A 23,012-nucleotide genomic window follows, 5' to 3' on the forward strand; every position below is an offset into this window, starting at 1 on the left:
GAGAAATTACGCCAGTGAAACTTTCAAGTATTCACCTGAAGTTTTCTAAATCATAGTGCATTTGCCATTAGATAAACTAATGCAAGAATTTTGGTGTTTAGCGAGAATGATGCAGTGTGTTTTTTATGCTAAAAGAAAAGAGTAGTACGATCTTATAAAGAAGGATAAAAAATAAAAAGCCTAGTAAAATTTCTCGTTGTCCTATACCCAACAATGGTTATACTAGGGTCTGGCACGTTTTAGACGGCCTACAGAATTTGAAAATTTATGACGTAATGGAATTTTAATTACGTAGTAATAGATGTACTTTCATGGATGAGATCAGGGTCACAGATTGGTGTATTTGTCATACAATATGGCATTTAGAATTAGCTTAGCTAATAACCATTTGGTGGTAGTTCTTTCAAACTAAGTGATCTGAATCAATTTTATTCGCAGAGTGAAATAATATACTCGTCTGTGAAAGCTATTTACTAAGTTGTGTTGTTTAGCGAACAAACCTTACTAAAAAGTTTTTAATTTAAAATATCTAGGAGATAATTATGCCTGTAACTAATATGGCTGAACTGGACGCTCTAGTAGCTCGCGTTAAAGCGGCTCAGGAAGAGTTCTCAACTTTTTCTCAAGAAAAAGTTGATGCAATCTTCCGTGCGGCTTCTCTAGCAGCTAACCACGCTCGTATTCCACTAGCTCAACAAGCAGTTGCGGAATCTGGCATGGGCATTGTTGAAGATAAAGTGATCAAGAACCACTTTGCTTCTGAGTTTATCTACAACAAATACAAAGACGAAAAAACCTGTGGCATCTTAGAAGAAGATGACAACCTAGGCACAATGACTATCGCAGAACCTGTTGGTATCATCTGTGGTATCGTTCCAACAACGAACCCAACATCTACTGCAATCTTCAAATCTTTAATTTCTCTTAAAACACGTAACGGCATCATCTTCTCGCCACACCCACGTGCTAAGAACTCTACTAACGATGCAGCTAAACTAGTTCTAGATGCAGCAGTAGCAGCGGGTGCTCCAAAAGACATCATCGGTTGGATTGACCAGCCTTCAGTTGAGCTATCTAACGGCCTAATGAAGCACGACGGCATCGCTCTTATCCTTGCTACTGGTGGTCCAGGCATGGTTAAAGCAGCTTACTCTTCTGGTAAGCCAGCAATCGGTGTTGGTGCGGGTAACGTTCCAGTAGTTATCGACGAAACTGCAGACATCAAGCGTGCTGTAGCTTCTATCCTTATGTCTAAGACGTTCGATAACGGCGTAGTGTGTGCTTCTGAGCAGGCTGCAATCGTTGTTGACGAAGTATACGACGAAGTTAAAGAGCGTTTTGCTTCTCATAAAGCGTACGTTCTGTCTAAAGCTGAAGCGAACAAGGTTCGTAAAGTACTGCTTATCGATGGCAACCTAAACGCTAAGATCGTAGGTCAACCTGCTCCAGCAATCGCTGAAATGGCGGGTGTTAAAGTTCCTGCTGACACTAAAGTTCTAGTAGGTGAAGGTCTAGGTAAGGTTTCTTACGACGACGAGTTCGCACACGAGAAACTATCTCCAACTCTAGGCCTGTTCCGTGCTGACAACTTCGAAGACGCTGTTGCTCAAGCAGTAACTATGGTTGAGATTGGCGGTATCGGTCACACATCTGGCCTATACACTAACCAAGATACTAACGCAGACCGTATCCGTTACTTCGGTGACAAGATGAAGACTGCACGTATCCTAATCAACATCCCTACTACTCACGGTGGTATCGGTGACCTTTACAACTTCAACGTTGCACCTTCTCTAACTCTAGGTTGTGGTTCTTGGGGTGGTAACTCTATCTCTGAGAACGTAGGTCCTAAGCACCTTATCAACAAGAAAACTGTAGCGAAGCGAGCTGAAAACATGTTGTGGCACAAACTACCTAAGTCTATCTACTTCCGTCGTGGTAGCCTTCCAATCGCTCTTAGCGACCTAGAAGGTAAGAAACGCGCATTCCTAGTTACTGACCGTTTCCTATTCAACAATGGTTACGCTGATGACGTAGTTAAACTACTTAAAGCTCAAGGCATCGAAGTTCAAGTATTCTTCGACGTAGAAGCAGATCCAACACTATCTGTTGTTGAGAAAGGCGCTGAAGCAATGAAGAGCTTCCAGCCTGACGTTATCCTAGCTCTAGGTGGCGGTTCTCCAATGGATGCGGCTAAGATCATGTGGGTAATGTACGAGCACCCAGAAACGCACTTCGCTGAACTAGCGATGCGCTTCATGGACATCCGTAAGCGTATCTATAAGTTCCCTAAAATGGGTCAAAAAGCTGAGCTTGTATGTATCACTACAACTTCAGGTACAGGTTCAGAGGTTACTCCATTCGCTGTTGTTACAGACGACAAGACGGGTGCTAAGTACCCACTAGCTGACTACGAAATCACGCCAAACATGGCTATCGTTGATGCGAACCTTGTAATGAACATGCCTAAGTCTCTAACAGCGTTTGGTGGTTACGATGCAGTAACTCACGCACTAGAAGCTTACGTTTCTGTTCTTGCTAACGAATACTCTGACGGTCAAGCTCTACAAGCACTTAAGATGCTTAAAGAGTACCTACCTTCAAGCTACGCGAATGGTGCTGCTGACCCAATCGCTCGTGAGAAAGTACACAACGCAGCAACTATCGCTGGTGTTGCATTTGCGAACGCATTCCTAGGTGTGTGTCACTCAATGGCTCACAAAATTGGTGCTGAGTTCCACTTGCCACACGGTCTTGCTAACGCACTACTTATCTCTAACGTTGTTCGTTACAACGCGAACGATAACCCAACTAAGCAAACTGCATTCTCTCAGTACGACCGTCCGCAAGCACGTCGTCGTTACGCTGAAGTTGCAGACCACCTAGGCCTAAGCCAAGAAGGTGACCGTACAGCTCAGAAGATTGAACGTCTTCTAACTTGGTTGGACGAGCTTAAGACTGACCTAGACATTCCTAAGTCAATCAAAGAAGCGGGTGTTTCTGAAGCAGACTTCGTTGCTAAGCTTGATGAGCTAGCGGTTGAAGCGTTCGATGACCAATGTACTGGTGCTAACCCACGTTACCCTCTAATCACAGAGCTAAAAGAAGTTCTAATGGCTGCTTACCACGGTACTGCATTCGTTGAAGGTGAAACGTTCGAAGGTACTACAGTAATCAAGAAAAAAGCTGACCAAAAGCCAGCTAAAGCGAAGTAATTCGATTCTTGAATAGTGGGCTTGAAAGAGCCCACACTGAATAGACAAATCCCAGCGCTGAAAGGTGCTGGGATTTTTTATGTGTGCTCGAAAAGAAGAAGATTATACCAATCACACTATGTAAGTGTTCAGAAATAGCGAAGGAAAAATACTCAAGAACAAGGCAGAATTTTTCGATAAGTAGTTATTCTACAATCAAAAATTCTAACGAAGTTATCGAGTATTTTAACCAGCTAGGCTGACCAGTTATTTAGTACGATTGGTATCAAAATCGATATAAATTTTTAGGGTTATCCACTAGCACTTTGTGGATAAGCGTTGCGTCGTTGTCTGTCTGCACTGACAACAGGTTCAATAAATGCACATCATCAGGCATGACGTTGCCGGCGATAGTTTCACTTGGATGTGGCCAATCTGTGCCCCATAGGATCTTGTTGGGATTGGTCGCTATATAGGCCTTACCAATAGCGAGAGTGTCAGCAAAGCTTGGCGATCCAGATTCACTATCGTGATAAGCCGCCGATACCTTCACCCAAGCTTTGTTTGCGTTCATGAGCTGGCAGATAATCTCAAAAGCAGGGTGCTTCACTCCCTCTCCAGCGGGTAGGTGCCCTCTATGGTCAAATACCACATCACAAGGCAAAGAAAATAATAGATCTTTCATCGCAACTATCATGTCCGCGGTTACCCAAAAGCAGATATGCCAGTTGAGCGGCGCGATTTTTTCTGCGCAGCGCTGGATCAAGTCTAAATCTAGGTCTTTGAACTCGGTGATCATAAACCGAAGAAGTGGACCCCAATGGTTGGACACATAAGCTAATTCCTTAAGTGGTTGATCCAGCTCATGCAGCGTATCTCTGCCTACCGAAGTAGACTTCATCAGGGGTTAGGTCATTGAGGCCTTGATGGTTACGCTCCTCATTATAAAACACCATGTAGTGGCCGATTTCAAGTTCGGCTTCACGGGGCGTGGTGTAAGCTTTTAAGTAAACCTCCTCATATTTCAGACTTCGCCATAATCGCTCGATAAAAACGTTGTCGATCCAACGGCCTTTCCCATCCATGCTGATCCGTACGCTATGGTCGAGCAACTTCTGTGTGAACTCAGTACTGGTAAACTGGCTGCCCTGATCTGAGTTGAAGATATCGGGTGGTCCGTAGTGTTGAAGCGCATCTTCAAGAGCATCAATACAAAAGCCTGTATCCATGGTGTTCGAGAGGCGCCAAGACAACACCTTACGGCTGTACCAATCGATAATGGCAACCAAGTACAGGAACCCTTTAGCCATCGGAATGTACGTGATATCAATAGCCCAAGCTTGGTTGGGGTAAGTAACTTCGATGTCACGCAATAGGTAGGGATAAACCTTGTGTGCTTTGTTCGCCAGTGTCGTTTTTGGCTTGGGATAAATCGCTCCAATGCCCATTTCACGCATGATCCGAACGATACGCTTGCGATTAACCTTATGGCCTTTTTTAGCCAGCTCAGTTCGAACACGCCTACTGCCCATGAACGGATACTGAAGGTGAATTTCGTCAATCATTCGACGCAATTCAATCTCCTCAGTAGAAAGTCCGATGGGTTGGTAATAAGCCGTAGAGCGAGCAATATTAAGAAGCTCGCACTGGCGCTTTATCGGTAGTTGGGTGGATTTATCCAGCGAACTCTTTCGCTGTGCTCGATCTAACGACCGAGCACTTTCGCCAAAAAATCATTTTCCATGGTCAATTGACCGATCTTAGCGTGAAGTTTGTCCACTTCTTCAGAATTGTCTTTGCCCAACTGACTTTCAGAGGCAAAGATCATGGCTGCATTTTCAAGCAGCTCTTTCTTCCATGTTGAGATCTGGTTGGGGTGCAGGTTGTACTTCTGTGCTAACTCAGCGACAGTTTTATCACCTTTAGCGGCAGCCAATGCCACCTTAGCTTTAAATTCGGGAGAGTGGTTTCTGCGTTTTCTAGTCATAATCTGCTCCAGTATTTCTGGGTACTATCAAAACAGATCAATCACTTAAAGTCATGTCCGAAAATCGGGGACCACTTCTCGAATTCCGCATACACCTAGACTGTCCATTTGTTGTAGTTGAGAAACAGAGAAGCTGTCATCGATAGTTACAACAGCGCGAGCGCTATCTCCAAGTTGTTGCATCGCATCTAGGGTGCATTGATTATCATTGCCGTAGGCAGAAGGGGTCACGATTACATTTCTCGAAAAGCCAATTTTGCTCTGTAACTGTTGGTACATAGGAACAGTGGCAGTGGGAATGTTAGTGGTGTCTTCGGCACGATAAGCAAAACTATCGGGGTCAAAGATGTGATGGTGACAGTCACAGCTACCCTCAGGTACAGCAAGGGATAGAGACTCCTTGCTAGTGGTAAAAGGTATGTTGTCGCCTGATGATAAATTTTGTTTGGTCATGGAAATATCGCTGAATATCCGTGTGATTCAGTATAGAGGATAGAACTTCTATTACTTAAGATAAATCATTGATTTACCATGACATTACACGGCCGTTGAACGAGTCGTTTGACACAATGTACTCAGTGTTTCTTATCAATTCTTCTCGAATGTTCGCAAAGCTGTTTTGATAGTCATCATGACGAGAGTGATGCACGCTAGGCAAGATCCCACCAACGCGAATATCAAAGGGATTGAGTTCCTTAGCCCAGCTCTTTGTTAGGCCACTGACCATAGAGCTTGTGCTTTCGGTACCAATGATAGAGTCGGAGCGTTCATTGGTCAGGATATTAACAATTACCCCTTGCTGGTGATTCTTACGCATTTGTTCTGCGCAAGCGTGTCCGCAACTGAATAGCGACTGAACAAGGTGAGAAAATTGAGCACTAAACTCTTCTGCTGGAGTCGGGCTCACCAGAGTCGGTAATGGGTGGTTTTCCCAGTTATTAATCAGGATATCAACACCATGGTTGTAGAAGCTCTCAATGTAGCTAAACATATCATCGACATTATGCTGCGTATCGTCAGGTAGGGCATAGGTACACACATTAAAGCCAGACTCTATACATTCTCTGTATGTGCCTTTGAGGAGTGATGCATTTTTGTCTGTAATGACAACCTTTGCTCCAAGAGAGGCAAAGTGAAGGGCAAGAGTCCTTCCAAGTATCGTTCCAGCCGAGGTAATTAATACCACGGAATTGTGAATAACCATTGTTGACCACCTGATTTTTCCAGAGCTTAAATTTAAACTACTGATCACCGCAGTGACAAATAGAGGGCTTAATAGCCCTCTATAAATGAATCCGCTAGTTGGATCTAAGAGCCATGTCTGACTAATAGTTATACGATCGAATATAGTGAATAAGATGTGAACAAGGTGGTGATTTCTTGTGTTTATGATGGGCGATTACTTGAACTAAGGAGTAGCTCACAGTTTGTATGATAGAGGCAGCAAGAACTAATGGAAATTTGTATGAGTTATCATGCTTAGTGCATAATCACCCACTACAAACAAAAAAGGCTACCTATTTAGGCAGCCTTTTCATTATAAATCAACTAATTACTTAGCTAGGTTCTCTGCAACGAAGTCCCAGTTAACTAGAGCCCAGAAGCCATTCATGTACTCTGGACGAACGTTACGGTAATCGATGTAGTAAGCGTGTTCCCATAGGTCAACAGTTAGAAGAGGAGTAACACCTTCTTCTGTTAGAGGAGTTGCTGCGTTTGAAGTGTTAACGATTGCTAGTGAACCGTCTGCGTTCTTAACAAGCCAAGTCCAAGAAGAACCGAAGTTGTTGATTGCAGAATCAGTGAATTTAGCTTTGAACTCTTCAAAACAACCAAATGCTGCATTGATCGCGTCAGCAACAGCACCTGTTGGTTCGCCACCTGCGTTTGGCGCTAGGCAGTGCCAGTAGAACGTGTGGTTCCAGATTTGTGCTGCGTTGTTGAATACACCACCAGTAGAAGTCTTAACGATCTCTTCTAGTGTTTTGCCTTCAAACTCAGTACCAGGGATCAGACCATTTAGCTTAACAACGTAAGTGTTGTGGTGCTTACCGTGGTGAAAATCAAGAGTCTCAGCAGAGATATGTGGTTCTAGCGCGTCTTTTGCGTAAGGAAGAGCTGGTAGTTCAAATGCCATTTGCTCGGTTCTCCATTTATGTGGGCTAAGCCCTAAGCTTCCAATGTAGTAACAAATTACACTCGATGAGAGATTTCTCATCAAATGCATGTGACAGGGTCGGTAGTATTACGAACCGCTGTGCAAATTAGTTCTCTAACTTCGTTTGCATTCTATCAATTTTTTATACTAATAAAAGGTTAGGCAACAAATTTATAATATTTCGTAACCAACGGAATGCGCCTAGGCCAACTTTTGCCTATTTTCGCAACAATAACCATATTTAGTTTATGGTTTTTATTCTAAGCTAGTAAGGTAAAATAACGGAATACTATATAGAGTACATGGATCCGAGGACCGCTATGGAAACCCTAGACAAAATCAAACAGCAGATCGAACAAAACACTATCCTTCTTTACATGAAAGGTTCACCTAAGCTTCCTAGCTGTGGATTTTCTTCTCAAGCGTCTCAAGCATTGATGGCGTGTGGCGAAAAGTTTGCATACGTTGATATCCTGCAAAACCCAGATATCCGTGCTGAGCTTCCAGCTTACGCACAATGGCCAACTTTCCCACAATTGTGGATTGAAGGTGAGTTGATCGGTGGTTGTGACATCATCATCGAGATGTTCCAAAAAGGCGAACTTCAGCCTCTTATTAAGCAAGCGGCTCAACGCTCAGCTAGCGAATAATCTTCGCACTGCTTTGAAACTACAGAGCGCAAATACTAAAAAGGCTTCCAATTGGAAGCCTTTTTCTATTCTAGAGCTAGGTTAGAGAACCCGACTATAAAACCATCGCTGCAACCCAACCGAAAATGATCAGTGGGATGTTGTAGTGGATGAAGGTTGGAACCACGGTTTGCCAGATGTGCTCGTGTTGTCCATCGGCATTAAGACCAGATGTTGGACCAAGAGTAGAATCTGAAGCCGGAGAACCTGCATCACCCAGTGCTGCTGCAGTACCGACTAGAGCAACGATCGCCATTGGCGAGAAACCGAATGCAGTGGCTAGTGGTACATAGATAGTTGCGATAATTGGGATAGTTGAGAATGAAGAACCAATACCCATAGTCACTAGAAGACCAACAATCAGCATCAACAGTGCCGCTAGAGGCTTGTTGTCACCAATAGAAGTAGACAGAGCTTCAACCAGAGTTTCTACGCCACCTGTCGCTTTCATCACTGCTGCAAAACCTGCTGCTGCAATCATGATGAAGCCAATCATTGCCATCATGTGCACGCCGCGAGTAAACACATCTTGCGTCTCTTTCCACGCAATAACGCCACCAAAGGTAAATACCATGAAGCCCGCTAGTGCACCGATGATCATTGAGCCAGTGTAAAGCTGCACTGAAAGTGCCGCGACGATAGCGATTACAGCAACAAGAATGTGTTTCTTGTTGATGTGGCTTGGCTCTGCGTCTACGTGAGTAATTTCAGTTTCTTTATAAGTGCGAGGCTTACGGTAGCTCACAAAGATAGCCACAAGAAGACCGGTGATCATGCCTAGTGCAGGCAACAACATTGCCATTGGTACATCAGAGGCAGTGATGTTCTGAAGGCCGTTGTCGTTCAGGTTTTTAAGCAAGATGTTGTTTAGGAATATGCCACCAAAACCAATTGGTAGAACCATATATGGAGTAACTAGACCAAAGGTCAGCACACACGCAATCATGCGTCGGTCAATGTTTAGCTTTGAGAACACTGCAAGTAGAGGTGGAATAAGAATTGGAATAAATGCAATGTGAACTGGGATAACGTTCTGCGATGACATAGTCACTAGGATAAGAGCAACCAAGACGCCGTATTTAAGACCGGTAGAGGCTGTGTCATTCTCTTGGCCATTGATGCGTTTGATAACGCTTTGTGCCAATAGGTCAGTGATGCCTGACTTTGAGATAGCGACTGCAAAGGTACCTAGCATAGCGTAGCTAAGCGCGATAGTTGCACCGCCACCTAATCCACCTTCAAAGGCAGCAATGGTGTCGGTAATGTTCATGCCTGCGGAAAGCCCACCAACAATGGCACTGAAAGTTAACGCAACAACGACGTTAACGCGCATCAATGCCAATAACAGCATGATACAAACGGAAATGACAACGGGATTCATTATACTTCTCTAATTGTTTAGTTGTGTTTGTGTTTATTCTTCGTCAAGCATTGGCCAGCCGCCTAGGGCTTTCCATTTGTTGACAATTTTACAAAATAGTTCAGCGGTCTTTTGTGTATCGTAAAGGGCTGAATGTGCCTCTTTATTATCGAACTCGATCTCGGCTGCCTTACACGCTTTGGCTAAAACGGTTTGACCATAAGCTAGGCCGCTAAGAGTCGCAGTATCGAAAGTGGCAAAGGGATGAAACGGTACGCGTTTCAATTTGGAGCGTTCACTAGCCTGAGAGACAAAGCCATGATCAAAGGCGGCATTGTGCGCCACGATGATCGCTCGGCTACAACCAGCTTGCTTTTGTTCTTTTCGGACCAGTTTATAGATCTCTTTCAGTGCTTCCGATTCTGGGATAGCCCCACGTAACGGACTGAAAGGGTCACGCATTCCAATAAACTCGAGTGCTTCCTTCTCTAAATTTGCTCCTTCAAATGGTTCTACTTGGAAAGTCAGGGTGCTTGCGGGGTGCAAGTCTCCGTTTTCATCCATAGCTAGGGTTACTGCGCATATTTCAAGCAACGCGTCAGTGGCGGCATTAAAACCAGCGGTTTCTACATCGATAACCACAGGGAAATACCCTCTAAATCGTTTTTTTAGCGTCAAAGCTTCATTTTCTACAGTCATAACAAGCAAAGCATATGGATTAAGGGGAGCATTATTACAGATTCATAAGGTTTTCTAAACCCATACATTAATTTTCCTGAGTCTAAATATGACAAAAGGGCTGTAATTGTCTTTCGACAATCACAGCCCTTGCAAACGTGTTTACTTTTCTGAGAAGTGCTTAGCCGTTCAAACCCGCAGAAGCATTTTCTCGCTGTATAAGTTCTATCTTGTAACCATCAGGGTCAGTAACAAAGGCAATATGTGTTGAACCACCTTTTACTGGACCTGGTTCGCGCGTGACGTTTCCGCCGGCTGCCTTGATAGCATCGCAAGTGGCATAGATATCTTCATAACCAATAGCCACGTGACCAAATGCATCGCCAAGGTCGTACTCTGTCGTACCCCAGTTATAGGTCAACTCAATGACGGCGCCTTGTGATTCATCACCAAACCCAACAAAGGCAAGGGTGTATTCGTACTCTTTGTTTTCGTTCTTACGCAATAGCTCCATACCCATTACCTTGGTATAGAACTCAATAGATTTATCTAAATCACCCACGCGAAGCATGGTGTGTAGTACGCGACCTTGAGACATGATTGTTCCTTAATGTATTTGTGAAATGAACCTAAGTATTAATCGATAGCTTTATCTTTGAACTCGCACAAATCTTCTATCATACAGCTGCCACAGCGTGGCTTGCGAGCAATACAGGTGTAACGACCGTGTAGAATTAACCAATGATGTACGTCCAGCTTGAACTCTTTTGGTACTACCTTAAGAAGCTTCTGCTCAACATCATCTACAGTCTTACCCATAGCAAACTTGGTGCGATTAGAAACGCGATAGATATGGGTATCAACCGCAATCGTTGGCCAACCAAATGCAGTATTAAGAACCACGTTAGCCGTCTTTCTGCCAACGCCTGGTAGGGCCTCGAGCGCTTCTCGGTTCTCTGGAACTTCACCACCATGCTGTTCAAGTAAGATCTTACACGTCTTGATGGTGTTTTCTGCTTTCGAGTTAAACAGGCCAATGGTCTTGATGTATTCTTTTAAGCCATCAACGCCAAGATCCAATATCCCTTGCGGTGTATTAGCGATGGGGTAAAGCTTATCTGTTGCCTTGTTAACACTGACATCGGTTGCTTGAGCCGATAATAGTACGGCAATCAGTAATTCAAACGGAGAGCTCCAGTTGAGCTCCGTTTCTGGATGAGGGTTTTCCTCACGCAATCTTTCAAGTATGAGTCGACGCTTATCTTTATTCATTGAATCCGTTTTAGTTGTTAGTGACACGAGCCCGTTCTATTTGTTGCTTCTCTTGCTTAGGTGCTTGCTGCGCTCGGTAGTTGTCTAGCCAGTTTTTGCCTGCAATCAAGAAACCAACACCGATAAATGCACCTGGTGGCAGCATTGCGAGTAGGAAGTTGCTGTCAACGTGATACACCTGAATGCGCAACACACTTGCCCAATCGCCAAGCAACAAATCCGCGCCGTCGAAAAGAGTACCATTACCGAGGATTTCACGAATGGCCCCTAGGACCACAAGCACAGCGGTCATACCCAGTCCCATCCAAAGACCGTCCAGCACAGCCAGTACAGGTGTATTCTTAGACGCATAGGCTTCGGCGCGACCAATGATAATGCAGTTGGTCACGATCAATGGGATAAAGATGCCTAGAGATAGGTATAAGCCATAGGCGTAGGCATTCATTAGCAATTGAACACAAGTTACCAAAGCCGCAATGATCATCACGAAGATAGGCAAACGGATCTCTTGGGGCACATGGTTGCGAATTAGGGAGACGGTTAGGTTCGAACCGACTAATACCAATAAAGTAGCGATGCCAAGACCCAGTGCATTGGTCACCGTTGCCGATACTGCAAGCAGTGGACAAAGGCCAAGCAATTGCACAAGGGCAGGGTTGTTATCCCAAAGACCGTTCTTTAGTAAAAGTTTTTTCTCTGACATTATTTCACCTCACATTGTGGTGAGCTACTCAAGATCTGTTGCTGATTTTGCGTAAAGTATAGCCCTGTGTTGTAGATGGCCTTCACCACTGCGCGCGGAGTAATCGTTGCGCCAGTAAATTGGTCAAATTGCCCACCGTCTTTACGTACCTTCCAGCTATCTTGATTGTCTGCTGTGATCTCTTTGTTGGCAAACGACAAAATCCAATCCGATACGCGCAAATCAATTTTATCGCCAAGTCCTGGAGTTTCTTGATGTGACAATACGCGAGCCCCTAACACCTTGCCTTGTAGGTCGACACCCACCAACAGACGTATCGTGCCGTTGTAACCATCAGGTGCGATAGTTTCAATGGCAACTGAAGTTGGCTCGCCATCAACAGTAGCGATATAAGCGGGCATGTTTTCTTGTGTGCCTAACGCTTCATTTTGTAAATCGATGCAGCTGGCATAGAGTTCATTGTCGTGCAGGCTCGTTGGGATCACTTGATTAAGCTGTCCTTGCAACTGAGCGATTTGCTGCGCTTTGATTGTATCCTCGGTCAACAGATGGGTAACAGAGACCACACCTGTTGTGATGCAAGCGAACATGGCGAGAACTAAACCGTTTTTTCGTATGGTTTTTAACATGATATTACTTGTGACCGTAGGTTCTAGGTTGTGTGTAGTAGTCGATAAGCGGTACACACATGTTGGCGATAATAACCGCAAAAGCAACGCCGTCTGGGAAGCCGCCAAAGGTGCGAATAATGACGATCAGTGCACCGATTAAGCCACCAAAAATCAGTCGGCCCTTAATGGTTGTCGCAGCAGAGACAGGGTCTGTTGCGATAAAGAATGCGCCGAGCATAGTCGCGCCAGAGAACAACTGGAACAATGGTGAGCCTAGCGTGCCTGGGGCAATGATGTAGAGTATTAGGCTAGTTAAGAATACGCCACTAAGTACACCTGCTGGGATGTACCATTGGATCACGCGCAGCTTAAGCATGATTAATCCACCCATTAGGAATAAGACGTTAATCCATTCCCAACCGTAGCCTGCGATACCAGAGAATAGAGGACTATTACTGATTTCAGAAAGCGTTTGACCATTCCCAAGCCCAGTTTTCACTGTATCAAGCGGCGTTGCCATGGTGATCCCATCAACCCCGGTACGGATCTGTTGCAGCGACATACCATCAAGGTTGTAACCGCTAAAGATAAGCGATAGAGCATCGGTAGCACCCACAGGTGAGGATGAAATCTGCGCTGGAGTTAGCCAACTGGTCATCTGTACTGGAAACGAAATCAGTAAGACAACGTAAGCCACCATTGCAGGGTTAAAGAGATTTTGTCCCACTCCGCCATAGAGGTGCTTAGCAACCACAATGGCAAAGAATAAGCCTATGACGGTGATCCACCACGGTGAGAGTGGCGGTATCGCGATGGCTAACAAGAGTGCAGTGACTAATGCAGTATTATCACGAAGCGCTCGTATTGGAGAGCGACCTCTAGCCAGCATGATGAGAGACTCAAACGTCCAAGCCACTAATATAGCGAACAGCACTTGAATTAAGGTGCCAAAACCAAAGAAGTAGGTTTGCGCCAAAATACCCGGTACAGCACACAGTGCCACCAGCAGCATCATAGTCGATAATGAGCGACGCTTTTGAGTATGGGGTGAACTGGCGATAAAAAATGCCACTAGTTATTCTCCTTTGAGTCACTGCTATCGGCTTGCGCTGCCGCTTTTCTTGCTTTTGCTCGTGCTATCGCGGCAGCAACTGCTGCTTTTTTTGGATCTTCTGCTTCAGGTTGCTCGCTCGTTTCAGACTCAATATCAGCGGTCTGTTGTTGCTGAGCTTTGCGTGCTTTCGCTCTTGCAATGGCAGCCGCAACCGCCGCTTTTTTCGGGTCATCCGATTCTGCTGATTCGCTAGCTTCAGGCTCTGTATCAGTAGTTTGTTGTTGTGCCTTGCGCGCTTTTGCTCTTGCTACAGCGGCCGCGACAGCTGCTTTTTTCGGGTCGTCGGATTCTGCTGATTCGTCAGCTTTTGGCTCAGTATCAGCAGTTTGTTGCTGAGCCTTGCGTGCTTTAGCCCTTGCAATGGCAGCGGCGACGGCCGCTTTTTTCGGGTCATCCGATTCTGCTGATTCGCTAGCTTCAGGCTCTGTATCAGTAGTTTGTTGTTGTGCCTTGCGCGCTTTTGCTCTTGCTACAGCGGCCGCGACAGCTGCTTTTTTCGGGTCGTCCGATTCTGCTGATTCGTCAGCTTTAGGCTCAGTATCAGTGGCTTGTTGTTGAGCTTTGCGTGCTTTAGCTCTTGCTACAGCTGCTGCGACCGCAGGTTTTTTCGAATCATCCGAATCTGCGGATTCGCTGGTTTGAGGCTTTGCACTTGCTTGCGCTGCTTTACGTGCCTTAGCTCGTTCGATAGCTGCTTTCACTGCATCTTGCTTGTCAGCCTTTGCATCGCTAGTTTCTGAGTTTGTTGATGCAAGCTGTTCTTTCTTCGCCTTGGCGCGAGCAATAGCGGCTGCGACTGCGTCACTTTTCGTTCCTGCAGCTGTTGGTTGCTGGTCCGCTTTTTGTTCGCGACGAAGACGCGCTTCTTCTTTGCGTTGTTCACGCAATTTGCGCATCTCTGAATTGTCTGGTTCAGTGGCATTTTCTGACTGTGCTTCGGCTTGCTTCGCTTTAGCCCTAGCAATAGCGGCGGCAACGGCAGGCTTAGGACCTTCAGTCTTCTTCTGTTTAACGCGTTCTATTGCTGCGGCAATAGCATCATCACCACCTTCAGTCTTCATCTGACTGCGACGTTTTTCTGCAGCGATCTTGTACTTCTGTTCGCGCTCAATTTTATCGCGCTCTAGGCGTTCTTTACGCTGCTCAAAACGAACCTTAGCGCGTTCAGCGGCTTCGGCTTCAGCGGCTTGAATTTTGATTTCTGTCTTAGATTGACGGAAGTAATTCACCAATGGGATGTTGCTCGGGCACACATAGGCGCAAGCACCACATTCGATACAATCCTTAACCTTGTATTCTTCGCATTTTTCTAGGTCTTTGTCTTTCGAGTACCAATACATTTGCTGTGGTAGCAGTGAGGCAGGGCAAGCCTCTGCACATTGACCACAACGAATACAAGCCATTTCATCGGCTGTGAACTCTAGCTCTCTTTTCGCAGGGGCTAAGATACAGTTGCTGGTTTTCGTGATAGGCACCTGAGTGTGAGGCAGGGTAAAGCCCATCATTGGGCCGCCCATGATCACCGACTGTTTCTTCCAAGGAGAAAAGTGGGCTTGTTCAAGTAACGACTGCACTGGAGTACCAATTGGCACCCATAAGTTTTGCGCTTGGCTGACACTGCCACCTGTCATAGTCACAACACGTTCAATCAAAGGCTCGCCATCGATGACCGCGCGTTTTACAGCAAAAGCAGAACCCACGTTTTGCACCATGATGCCGATGTCAGCAGGCAGACCGCTTGAAGGCACTTCTTTGTCGGTTAATACCTTGATCAGCTGGCGCTCACCACCGGATGGGTATTTGGTTGGGATAACGCGAATGACGATATCGTGACTCTCTCCAGCCTTATTAAGGGCTTGGATGGCTTCCGGTTTGTTGTCTTCAATGCCAATAATGCACAGCTTAGGTTTTAAGATGTGACTTAAAATCTCAATGCCTTGGATAACCTGCTCTGCGTATTCACGCATCAGGCTGTCATCGGCAGTAATGTAAGGTTCACATTCAGCAGCATTGATGATCAAAATATCAGTACGACTAAAACCAGATTGCAGCTTTCTTGCGGTTGGGAAGCCTGCGCCGCCCATACCTGATATCCCCGCTTGGCGGATGACATTGACCAGCTCTTCCGCGCTTAGTTCTTGGTAGTTGGTGATACCACTGTGCTCAATCCAGGTATCTTTCTGATCCGGTTTGATAACGATAGAAAGCTCTGGCAATCCCGATGGGTGGCAACCTGTTCTTGGCTCAATGGCTGTGACAACACCTGAGGTAGACGCGTGCACTGGCAAGCTTAAGCTGGTGTGGTATTGAGTCAGAGGTTGGCCTTTTAAAACCGAGTCTCCCACCTTGACCAGTAGATCACCTTCTTTACCAATGTGTTGCTTGACTGGGATGACTATCTCATTCGCAATATTAGCTCGCCCGATTTTATGGGTGAGTGATTGTGCTTTGTGTTCTGGCGGATGAATGCCTCCAGGGAAGTCCCAGAGATGGCCAGAGCGAATTTGTTCAATAAGTGACAGCATTGGTGGTTATGAGTTCTCAGTCGTTGTGCTTGGCACATTGGTATCTACATTAACTACTGGAATGGTATCAAGTTGCCATTTCCAGGTGTCCGGTGTGGCTTTAACCGGAATCATTTCAATACATTCAGTTGGGCAGGGTGATACACAGAGATCACAGCCAGTGCATTGATCGGCAATGATGGTGTGCATGGCCTTTGTTCCGCCAACGATGGCGTCTACTGGGCACGCTTGAATACACTTAGTACAGCCAATGCACATGTCTTCGTGGATGAAGGCGACTTTCTTTACATTGTCGGAAAGATCGTGTGCCGAATCGGGTACGTCAACCCCCATAAGGTCTGCCAGCTTTTGAATTGTGGCTTCACCACCTGGAGGGCATTTGTTGATTGCATCACCGTTAGCAATCGCTTCAGCATATGGGCGACAGCCAGGATAGCCACATTGGCCACATTGTGTCTGTGGCAAAATGGAGTCAACTTGTTCAACGATAGGATCGGCTTCTACTTTGAAGCGAATCGAGGCGAAGCCAAGCAATCCGCCAAATAGAGCGGCAAGGGCAACGAGGGCGACAATGGAGATTAAGATAACTTCCATTAGATCTTCACCAAGCCAGTAAAGCCCATAAAGGCAAGCGCCATTAAACCAGCGGTAATCATCGCAATGGAGGCGCCTCTAAAAGGCACCGGAACATCTGAAGCTGCAATACGTTCGCGCATTGAAGCAAACAGGATCAATACCATGGAGAAACCGACGGCTGCGCCAAATCCGTAGATGATGGATTCAACAAAGCTGTGATTTTCGTTTACATTGAGCAGTGCTACGCCCAATACGGCACAGTTTGTGGTGATCAATGGGATAAAAATGCCGAGCAGGCGGTATAGCGTAGGGCTGGTTTTGTGCACCACCATCTCAGTAAATTGAACCACGACCGCAATCACCAAAATGAAACTCATGGTTCTTAGATATTCGATGCCAAGCGGCTGTAGTAGATAGGTTTCTACTAAATACGCACACACTGACGCCAAGGTCAGAACAAAGGTTGTCGCTAGCCCCATACCTATCGCAGTCTCTAATTTTTTAGAGACTCCCATAAACGGACATAAGCCTAAGAATTTCACTAGCACAAAGTTGTTGACCAGCACTGTACCAATCAACAACAAAAGATATTCGGTCATACCAATTTTTTACTCACCCAGATCGAGCTGAACATTATCCTAATTTGTCAGGTATTTAACAACACAACATCTATAGGGATTTAGAACATTTGTAGAAAATATAGCCGTTTATACGCAGTTCTTTTCAAATTGAGTGCATAAAAGTGGGCTGTAACGTCTGATAACGTCGTTTGTTTTTGGTTTTGTGGTTGTTTATGGAGACTAAGGTTGCGAATTTGAGTGGGGAATGACTCGGTTTCGCCCTTGTTCACATTGGCAGTGCCAGATCAGAACCGTCATTGGCGAGGTCTCTTATCGGCAATCTTTAAGTTGGTACGTACTTAAATTCCCGCTAACAACATGCGGGAATGACGGGATTTTTACTTTTGTGCGCACGGCCAACACTAAAGACGTCATTGCCGAGGTCTCTTATCTGCAATCTTTAAGTTGATGCATACTTAGATTCCCGCTAACAACATGCGGGAATGACAGGCTTTTTACTCTTGTGCGCACGCCCAACGCTAAATACGTCATTGCCGAGGTCCCTTATCGGCAATCTTTAAGTTGGTACGTACTTAAATTCCCGCTAACGGCATGCGGGAATGACGGGCTTTTCACTTTTGTGCACGTTGGCAGCGTCAGCTCAGAACTGTCATTGCCGAGGTCTCTTATCGGCAATCTTTGAGTTGGTACATACTTAGATTCCCGCTAACGGCATGCGGGAATGACGGGCTTTTTACATTTGTGCGCACGGCCAACGTTCAAGACGTCATTGCCGAGGTCTCTTATCGGCAATCTTTAAGTTGGTACGTACTTAGATTCCCGCTAACAACATGCGGGAATGACGGGCTTTTCACTTTTGTGCATCTTGGCAGCACCAGCTCAGAACTGTCATTGCCGAGGTCTCTTATCGGCAATCTTTTGTTTAGTACGTACTTAGATTCCCGCTAACGGCATGCAGGAATAACAGGCTTTTCACTTTTATGCACGTTGGCAGCGCCAGCTCAGAACTGTCATTGCCGAGGTCTCTTATCGGCAATCTTTGAGTTGGTGCGTACTTAGATTCCCGCTAACGACATGCGGGAATGACGGTTATTTTTGGGCTGTGGTGCAAAGTACAGACGAAAAAAAACCGCATCATTTTCATGATACGGTTTCTTCGAAATTTGGCTCCCCCTGCAAGACTTGAACTTGCGACATACGGATTAACAGTCCGCCGTTCTACCAACTGAACTAAGGGGGAATTGCTCTAAAGCGAGGCGAATATTACTGAGAAGGCTTATCTCTGTCAACATTAAATCTGAAGATTTATAGGAAAAATTACGCGACTCGTGTTGTGGATAATGTTGAGGCCAGTCGTATTAAGGCTTGATGACAGTTATCCACTGATTTTGTGGATAAGTGTGTTGATGAGATCGGGGTAATTTTATTTTGTTAACATGCTGGTAACCTGGTCTAGTGCGGTTATCTATTGTAAGTGCATATAATACAAGGTGTTGTACGAGAAGTATGTGCTATAACAAGATTTGAGAGGTGTTTCGAGGTTGTTTAAAAAATAAACAGAAAGTTAACGATTGACTAAATTTTGGGGAAAAGCTGTGAGTTAAATAGATGTTACAATAAGAGGGGTTTTCTTGCAGGGGAGAAGAATATAGCAAATGTTAAAATCGAGTGCTAGCACTATTGGTGATAAAATTGATATAAATACCCATAAAGATAATTTAGGTGAAGGTAACCCATTGTGGATGAAGAAAAAAGCATCAAAACGTTTGATTTGGTTTCGAGCTATCAGCCCGCGGGAGATCAACCCACAGCCATCAAACAATTGCTTGATGGATTGGATAGTGGTCTAGCCCACCAAACGTTATTGGGTGTGACTGGCTCGGGTAAAACCTTTTCGCTGGCGAATGTTATCGCCGAGGCGCAGCGACCGGCCATCATTTTGGCACCGAATAAGACCTTAGCTGCTCAATTGTATGGGGAGATGAAGGCCTTCTTTCCTAACAATGCCGTTGAGTACTTTGTTTCGTATTACGATTACTATCAACCTGAAGCGTACGTTCCGACTACTGACACCTTTATTGAGAAAGACTCTTCGGTGAATGCCCATATTGAACAAATGAGGCTGTCAGCGACCAAGGCGTTGCTAGAGCGAAAAGATGCCATCATTGTGGCGTCCGTTTCGGCTATTTACGGACTGGGTGATCCTGAGTCTTATCTTAAAATGATGTTACACGTTAGGCGTGGCGATGTGTTGGATCAAAGAGATATCCTACGCCGTCTTGCAGAATTACAGTATTCAAGAAACGATGTGGCATTTGAGCGTGGACAGTTCCGCGTTCGAGGTGAGGTGATTGATATCTATCCCGCTGAATCAGAGCATGATGCGGTGCGCATTGAGATGTTTGATGACGAGATAGATTGCATCAGTATTTTCGACCCACTAACAGGTTCAGTGATCCAAAGAGATCTACCTCGGTTTACCATCTATCCGAAAACCCACTACGTCACACCGCGTGATCGCATGCTGGAAGCGATAGAGAAGATTAAAGACGAGCTCGTTGATCGCAAGAAATACTTGCTTGATAACAATAAGTTACTTGAAGAGCAGCGCATCAGTCAGCGTACTCAGTTTGATATCGAAATGATGAACGAACTTGGATTTTGCTCAGGGGTAGAAAACTATTCAAGGCACCTTAGTGGCCGTGAAGAGGGTGAGCCGCCACCAACCTTGTTTGATTACCTTCCTGCAGATGGTTTGTTGGTTATCGATGAGTCACACGTGACGGTTCCGCAGATTGGCGCTATGTACAAAGGTGACCGTTCTCGTAAAGAGACCTTAGTCGAGTTTGGCTTTCGTTTGCCGTCAGCCCTTGATAACCGTCCATTAAAATTTGATGAGTTTGAAGCTTTAGCCCCTCAAACTATCTTTGTTTCGGCAACGCCGAGTGATTATGAAAAAGAGATGTCCGGCAGTGATATTGCTGAGCAGGTGGTTCGTCCTACAGGTTTACTAGACCCTGAGATTGAGGTGCGCCCTGTAGGTACTCAGGTCGATGACTTGCTATCTGAGATACGCATTCGAAGCGTTAAAGATGAAAGAGTGTTGGTGACGACACTCACCAAGCGTATGGCTGAGGATTTAACGGAATACCTGACTGAGCATGATGTTAAGGTTCGTTATTTGCACTCGGATGTAGATACTGTAGAACGCGTCGAAATTATCCGCGATCTGCGTTTAGGTGAGTTTGATGTGCTGGTGGGCATTAACTTGCTTCGAGAGGGCTTGGATATGCCAGAGGTATCGCTGGTGGCGATTCTCGATGCCGATAAAGAAGGCTTCCTTCGCTCAGAGCGCTCGCTGATTCAGACCATAGGTCGCGCCGCACGTAACCTTGAAGGTAAGGCTATCTTGTATGGTGATCGCATTACCAAGTCGATGGCCAAAGCGATAGGCGAAACAGAGCGTCGACGCTTGAAGCAGCACCAGTACAATGAAGATAATGGTATCCAGCCGCAAGCTCTGAAGAAAAGCGTCAAAGATATTATGGAGCTGGGGAGTGTTGCTAAAGCTGGAGGCAATAAGAAGTCGAAAGCTGTGCCATTATCGAAAGTGGCGGAAAGCGATGAGCAATATAAGACTTTGTCACCGCAAGAATTAGAGAAGCTTATACTTAAGCTAGAAAACGAGATGTACCAGCATGCTCAGAATCTTGAGTTTGAGCAAGCCGCTGCCAAACGAGATCAAATGGAAGAGTACCGAAGGCAATTCATCGCCAACAGCTAGGAGTTAGGTTTAACAGCGAATGTCAAAAAATAAAATAGCAAACAAGCAGTTAAGATTGTTGATGGTAGAGGACACGCTTTCAGTGGCGACCTTATACCAGACCTATCTATCAACATTGAATTTGGATATTCAAATCGTTTCTAGTGGTGAGGCGGCATTAGCACATCTAGAGCAGCAGCCCATCGATCTTATGCTGCTGGACTTACGCTTGCCTGATATGACAGGAATGGACGTACTGAAAAAGGTGCGGGCAAGAGCACCTAAGGTCCCGGTTATCTTCATGACAGCACATGGCTCTATCGAGGTAGCCGTTGAAGCGATGAGAGCCGGTGCCCATGACTTTTTGATTAAGCCATGTGAGGCGGATCAGCTCCGCATTACAGTATCTAAAGCCATACACCAAACTCAAAATGGCAAGCACGATGTTCTTGGCGAGATAAACCAATATCAAGGCTTTATTGGCTCTAGCGCTAGCATGCAAAAAGTCTATAAAACCATAGACTCGGCTGCATCGAGTAAGGCGAGTATCTTTATTACTGGCGAGAGCGGAACAGGTAAAGAGGTGTGTGCTGAAGCTATCCACTCTGTGAGCAATCGAAGCACTGAACCCTTTATTGCGCTGAACTGTGCCGCTATTCCTAAAGACCTGATTGAAAGTGAGCTTTTTGGTCATGTAAAAGGCGCCTTTACTGGGGCTGCAACGGATCGAAAAGGGGCGGCAGAGTTGGCTGATGGCGGTACGTTATTTTTGGATGAATTGTGTGAGATGGATTTGGACTTACAAACCAAGTTACTGCGCTTTATTCAGACTGGTACCTATCAAAAAGTCGGTTCATCAAAGCTCAGTGCAGTCGATGTGCGTTTTGTGTGTGCGACCAACAAAGACCCTTGGCAAGAAGTGAAAAGAGGGCGTTTTCGTGAGGATCTTTATTACCGTCTTTACGTTATCCCATTGCATCTGCCACCTTTAAGAGACAGAGGGGATGACATCGTCGAGATTGCCTACTCTTTGCTAGGTTTTACTTCCCTTGAAGAGAGTAAGCAGTTTGGCAAATTCAACGAAGAGGTGCTTCGTCACTTCGTTGCCTATCCTTGGCCGGGGAATGTGCGCCAGTTGCAAAATGTAATTCGTAATATTGTGGTTCTCAACGAAGGCGAAGAGGTGAAAATGGACATGCTACCTTCACCCTTAGACCGTTTCAGAGTGGCTTCCTATTCCGAAGAGGTTATCGATCAGTTCATAGACCCTGAGCACAATGACGACAGCAAAAAGATCGTTCCGTTGGCGTTAGTGGAGCGCAGAACCATAGAAAGAGCCATAGAACTGTGTGGTGGCAGTATACCTGCCGCCGCTACTGAACTGGATGTCAGTGCATCAACACTCTACAGAAAACTAGAAAAATGGGAGAAAGGGCGTGGATGAACTCAATCTGTTGCAAAGCGATAAGATTACTAGCTTACGTGCTCAGGTGGGCGAAGAAGCCATGCCAGTATTACTGGATATCTTCAAGCAAGAGCTTCAGCAATACATTGGTCAAATTGAAGGCGTAGCTGCTAGCGAAGAGAATAGAGAGATGATTGCTCGTACCTGTCACGCGATAAAAGGCAGTGCGCCGAGTTTTGGTGCTGCCTTACTTTCAGAAAAGGCCACCGAAATGGACGCCTTTTACAAACAACAGCAGCTGCAAGATTTTGACAATCAATGCGACGAGCTAATCGCACTATTGCGACGTACGGTGTTTAAGTTGGACCAATTACAAGCCCAACTTCATTAGATACC

Annotated in this window: 20 protein-coding genes and 1 tRNA gene; 5 read left to right on the forward strand and 16 right to left on the reverse strand. The window is 45.5% G+C overall.

All coding sequences use genetic code 11. The features are described 5' to 3' along the window. The first annotated feature begins 542 nt into the window (after nt 1–542). Nucleotides 543–3,215, forward strand: coding sequence for a bifunctional acetaldehyde-CoA/alcohol dehydrogenase (gene adhE / locus A6E01_RS04065; protein ID WP_065209622.1), 2,673 nt, complete (start codon nt 543–545; stop codon nt 3,213–3,215). A gap of 265 nt (nt 3,216–3,480) precedes the next feature. Here adhE and A6E01_RS04070 read toward each other — a convergent pair whose 3' ends face one another. The 5 genes from A6E01_RS04070 to sodB form a co-directional block, all read right to left on the reverse strand. Beyond that, nucleotides 3,481–4,026, reverse strand: a complete 546-nt coding sequence (locus A6E01_RS04070; protein WP_237334493.1) for an amidohydrolase family protein — start codon at nt 4,024–4,026, stop codon at nt 3,481–3,483. A 31-nt stretch (nt 4,027–4,057) separates the two neighbouring features. Next, nucleotides 4,058–5,181, reverse strand: a protein-coding gene (locus A6E01_RS04075; protein WP_102477418.1) for an IS3 family transposase whose coding sequence is annotated in 2 segments (ribosomal slippage) — nt 4,058–4,929 and nt 4,929–5,181 — 1,125 coding nt in all. Because the reading frame shifts where the segments join, the coding sequence is not laid out codon by codon here. A 51-nt stretch (nt 5,182–5,232) separates the two neighbouring features. After that, the gene (locus tag A6E01_RS04085) at nt 5,233–5,634 is read right to left on the reverse strand and encodes an amidohydrolase family protein (RefSeq protein ID WP_237334494.1); all 402 of its coding nucleotides are present in this window, start codon (nt 5,632–5,634) and stop codon (nt 5,233–5,235) included. Nucleotides 5,635–5,707: 73 nt separating this feature from the next. Further along, on the reverse strand, nt 5,708–6,385 hold the full coding sequence (locus tag A6E01_RS04090; RefSeq protein WP_017027023.1) for an SDR family oxidoreductase: 678 nt from the start codon (nt 6,383–6,385) through the stop codon (nt 5,708–5,710). 348 nt (nt 6,386–6,733) lie between these two features. Then, on the reverse strand, nt 6,734–7,318 hold the full coding sequence (sodB, locus tag A6E01_RS04095) for a superoxide dismutase [Fe] (protein ID WP_065209625.1): 585 nt from the start codon (nt 7,316–7,318) through the stop codon (nt 6,734–6,736). 341 nt (nt 7,319–7,659) lie between these two features. Between sodB and grxD the strand changes: the two genes are divergently transcribed. After that, nucleotides 7,660–7,989 (forward strand): Grx4 family monothiol glutaredoxin, encoded by a 330-nt coding sequence (grxD, locus tag A6E01_RS04100; protein WP_017027025.1) that lies wholly within the window; start codon nt 7,660–7,662, stop codon nt 7,987–7,989. Between the two features lie 94 nt (nt 7,990–8,083). Here grxD and A6E01_RS04105 read toward each other — a convergent pair whose 3' ends face one another. The 11 genes from A6E01_RS04105 to A6E01_RS04155 all read right to left on the reverse strand — a co-directional run bounded on the left by A6E01_RS04105 (nt 8,084) and on the right by A6E01_RS04155 (nt 18,688). Continuing rightward, entirely contained in the window at nt 8,084–9,409 is a 1,326-nt protein-coding gene (locus tag A6E01_RS04105) for a Na+/H+ antiporter family protein (RefSeq protein WP_017027026.1), read from the reverse strand. 33 nt (nt 9,410–9,442) lie between these two features. After that, nucleotides 9,443–10,087: a ribonuclease T gene (rnt, locus tag A6E01_RS04110; RefSeq protein ID WP_026026054.1), complete on the reverse strand. Its 645-nt coding sequence runs from the start codon at nt 10,085–10,087 to the stop codon at nt 9,443–9,445. 160 nt (nt 10,088–10,247) lie between these two features. Next, nucleotides 10,248–10,664 carry a lactoylglutathione lyase gene (gene gloA, locus A6E01_RS04115; RefSeq protein ID WP_017027028.1) on the reverse strand — a complete coding sequence of 139 codons (417 nt, stop codon included), beginning with the start codon at nt 10,662–10,664 and terminating at the stop codon, nt 10,248–10,250. A 38-nt stretch (nt 10,665–10,702) separates the two neighbouring features. Further along, complete coding sequence (gene nth / locus A6E01_RS04120; RefSeq protein ID WP_017027029.1) at nt 10,703–11,338, reverse strand: endonuclease III; 636 nt, start codon at nt 11,336–11,338, stop codon at nt 10,703–10,705. A 10-nt stretch (nt 11,339–11,348) separates the two neighbouring features. Next, nucleotides 11,349–12,041 carry an electron transport complex subunit E gene (locus tag A6E01_RS04125; RefSeq protein ID WP_065209626.1) on the reverse strand — a complete coding sequence of 231 codons (693 nt, stop codon included), beginning with the start codon at nt 12,039–12,041 and terminating at the stop codon, nt 11,349–11,351. After that, nucleotides 12,041–12,670: an electron transport complex subunit RsxG gene (rsxG, locus tag A6E01_RS04130; RefSeq protein ID WP_065209627.1), complete on the reverse strand. Its 630-nt coding sequence runs from the start codon at nt 12,668–12,670 to the stop codon at nt 12,041–12,043. The genes A6E01_RS04125 and rsxG overlap by 1 nt, the downstream gene beginning before the upstream one ends. A gap of 4 nt (nt 12,671–12,674) precedes the next feature. Further along, on the reverse strand, nt 12,675–13,724 hold the full coding sequence (gene rsxD, locus A6E01_RS04135; RefSeq protein ID WP_017027032.1) for an electron transport complex subunit RsxD: 1,050 nt from the start codon (nt 13,722–13,724) through the stop codon (nt 12,675–12,677). Beyond that, nucleotides 13,724–16,291, reverse strand: a complete 2,568-nt coding sequence (rsxC, locus tag A6E01_RS04140; protein WP_065209628.1) for an electron transport complex subunit RsxC — start codon at nt 16,289–16,291, stop codon at nt 13,724–13,726. Before rsxC ends, rsxD begins: the two co-directional genes overlap by 1 nt. 6 nt (nt 16,292–16,297) lie before the next feature. Then, the gene (gene rsxB / locus A6E01_RS04145) at nt 16,298–16,885 is read right to left on the reverse strand and encodes an electron transport complex subunit RsxB (RefSeq protein ID WP_017027034.1); all 588 of its coding nucleotides are present in this window, start codon (nt 16,883–16,885) and stop codon (nt 16,298–16,300) included. Continuing rightward, nucleotides 16,885–17,466, reverse strand: a complete 582-nt coding sequence (gene rsxA, locus A6E01_RS04150) for an electron transport complex subunit RsxA (protein WP_065209629.1) — start codon at nt 17,464–17,466, stop codon at nt 16,885–16,887. The genes rsxB and rsxA overlap by 1 nt, the downstream gene beginning before the upstream one ends. A gap of 1,146 nt (nt 17,467–18,612) precedes the next feature. Further along, a tRNA-Asn gene (locus A6E01_RS04155) sits at nt 18,613–18,688 on the reverse strand. Between the two features lie 516 nt (nt 18,689–19,204). Between A6E01_RS04155 and uvrB the strand changes: the two genes are divergently transcribed. From uvrB to A6E01_RS04170, 3 genes are read left to right on the forward strand one after another with little or no spacing between them, the layout of a single operon-like run. After that, nucleotides 19,205–21,232 carry an excinuclease ABC subunit UvrB gene (gene uvrB, locus A6E01_RS04160; RefSeq protein WP_170875130.1) on the forward strand — a complete coding sequence of 676 codons (2,028 nt, stop codon included), beginning with the start codon at nt 19,205–19,207 and terminating at the stop codon, nt 21,230–21,232. Between the two features lie 19 nt (nt 21,233–21,251). Beyond that, nucleotides 21,252–22,655, forward strand: coding sequence for a quorum-sensing sigma-54 dependent transcriptional regulator LuxO (gene luxO / locus A6E01_RS04165; protein ID WP_065209630.1), 1,404 nt, complete (start codon nt 21,252–21,254; stop codon nt 22,653–22,655). After that, entirely contained in the window at nt 22,648–23,007 is a 360-nt protein-coding gene (locus A6E01_RS04170) for an Hpt domain-containing protein (protein WP_017243445.1), read from the forward strand. Before luxO ends, A6E01_RS04170 begins: the two co-directional genes overlap by 8 nt. The last annotated feature ends 5 nt before the right edge of the window (nt 23,008–23,012 follow it).

Source organism: Vibrio breoganii, assembly GCF_001677275.1.
Classification (GTDB): domain Bacteria; phylum Pseudomonadota; class Gammaproteobacteria; order Enterobacterales; family Vibrionaceae; genus Vibrio; species Vibrio breoganii.

Bases quoted from the DNA above. Each gene is read 5' to 3' on its own strand.
- gloA (WP_017027028.1), bottom strand. From the start codon at position 10,664: ATGTCTCAAGGTCGCGTACTACACACCATGCTTCGCGTGGGTGATTTA.
- rsxC (WP_065209628.1), bottom strand. From the start codon at position 16,291: ATGCTGTCACTTATTGAACAAATTCGCTCTGGCCATCTCTGGGACTTC.
- rnt (WP_026026054.1), bottom strand. From the start codon at position 10,087: ATGACTGTAGAAAATGAAGCTTTGACGCTAAAAAAACGATTTAGAGGG.
- A6E01_RS04105 (WP_017027026.1), bottom strand. From the start codon at position 9,409: ATGAATCCCGTTGTCATTTCCGTTTGTATCATGCTGTTATTGGCATTG.
- A6E01_RS04085 (WP_237334494.1), bottom strand. From the start codon at position 5,634: ATGACCAAACAAAATTTATCATCAGGCGACAACATACCTTTTACCACT.
- A6E01_RS04125 (WP_065209626.1), bottom strand. From the start codon at position 12,041: ATGTCAGAGAAAAAACTTTTACTAAAGAACGGTCTTTGGGATAACAAC.
- A6E01_RS04090 (WP_017027023.1), bottom strand. From the start codon at position 6,385: ATGGTTATTCACAATTCCGTGGTATTAATTACCTCGGCTGGAACGATA.
- nth (WP_017027029.1), bottom strand. From the start codon at position 11,338: ATGAATAAAGATAAGCGTCGACTCATACTTGAAAGATTGCGTGAGGAA.
- rsxA (WP_065209629.1), bottom strand. From the start codon at position 17,466: ATGACCGAATATCTTTTGTTGTTGATTGGTACAGTGCTGGTCAACAAC.
- rsxG (WP_065209627.1), bottom strand. From the start codon at position 12,670: ATGTTAAAAACCATACGAAAAAACGGTTTAGTTCTCGCCATGTTCGCT.
- grxD (WP_017027025.1), top strand. From the start codon at position 7,660: ATGGAAACCCTAGACAAAATCAAACAGCAGATCGAACAAAACACTATC.
- luxO (WP_065209630.1), top strand. From the start codon at position 21,252: ATGTCAAAAAATAAAATAGCAAACAAGCAGTTAAGATTGTTGATGGTA.
- sodB (WP_065209625.1), bottom strand. From the start codon at position 7,318: ATGGCATTTGAACTACCAGCTCTTCCTTACGCAAAAGACGCGCTAGAA.
- rsxB (WP_017027034.1), bottom strand. From the start codon at position 16,885: ATGGAAGTTATCTTAATCTCCATTGTCGCCCTCGTTGCCCTTGCCGCT.
- adhE (WP_065209622.1), top strand. From the start codon at position 543: ATGCCTGTAACTAATATGGCTGAACTGGACGCTCTAGTAGCTCGCGTT.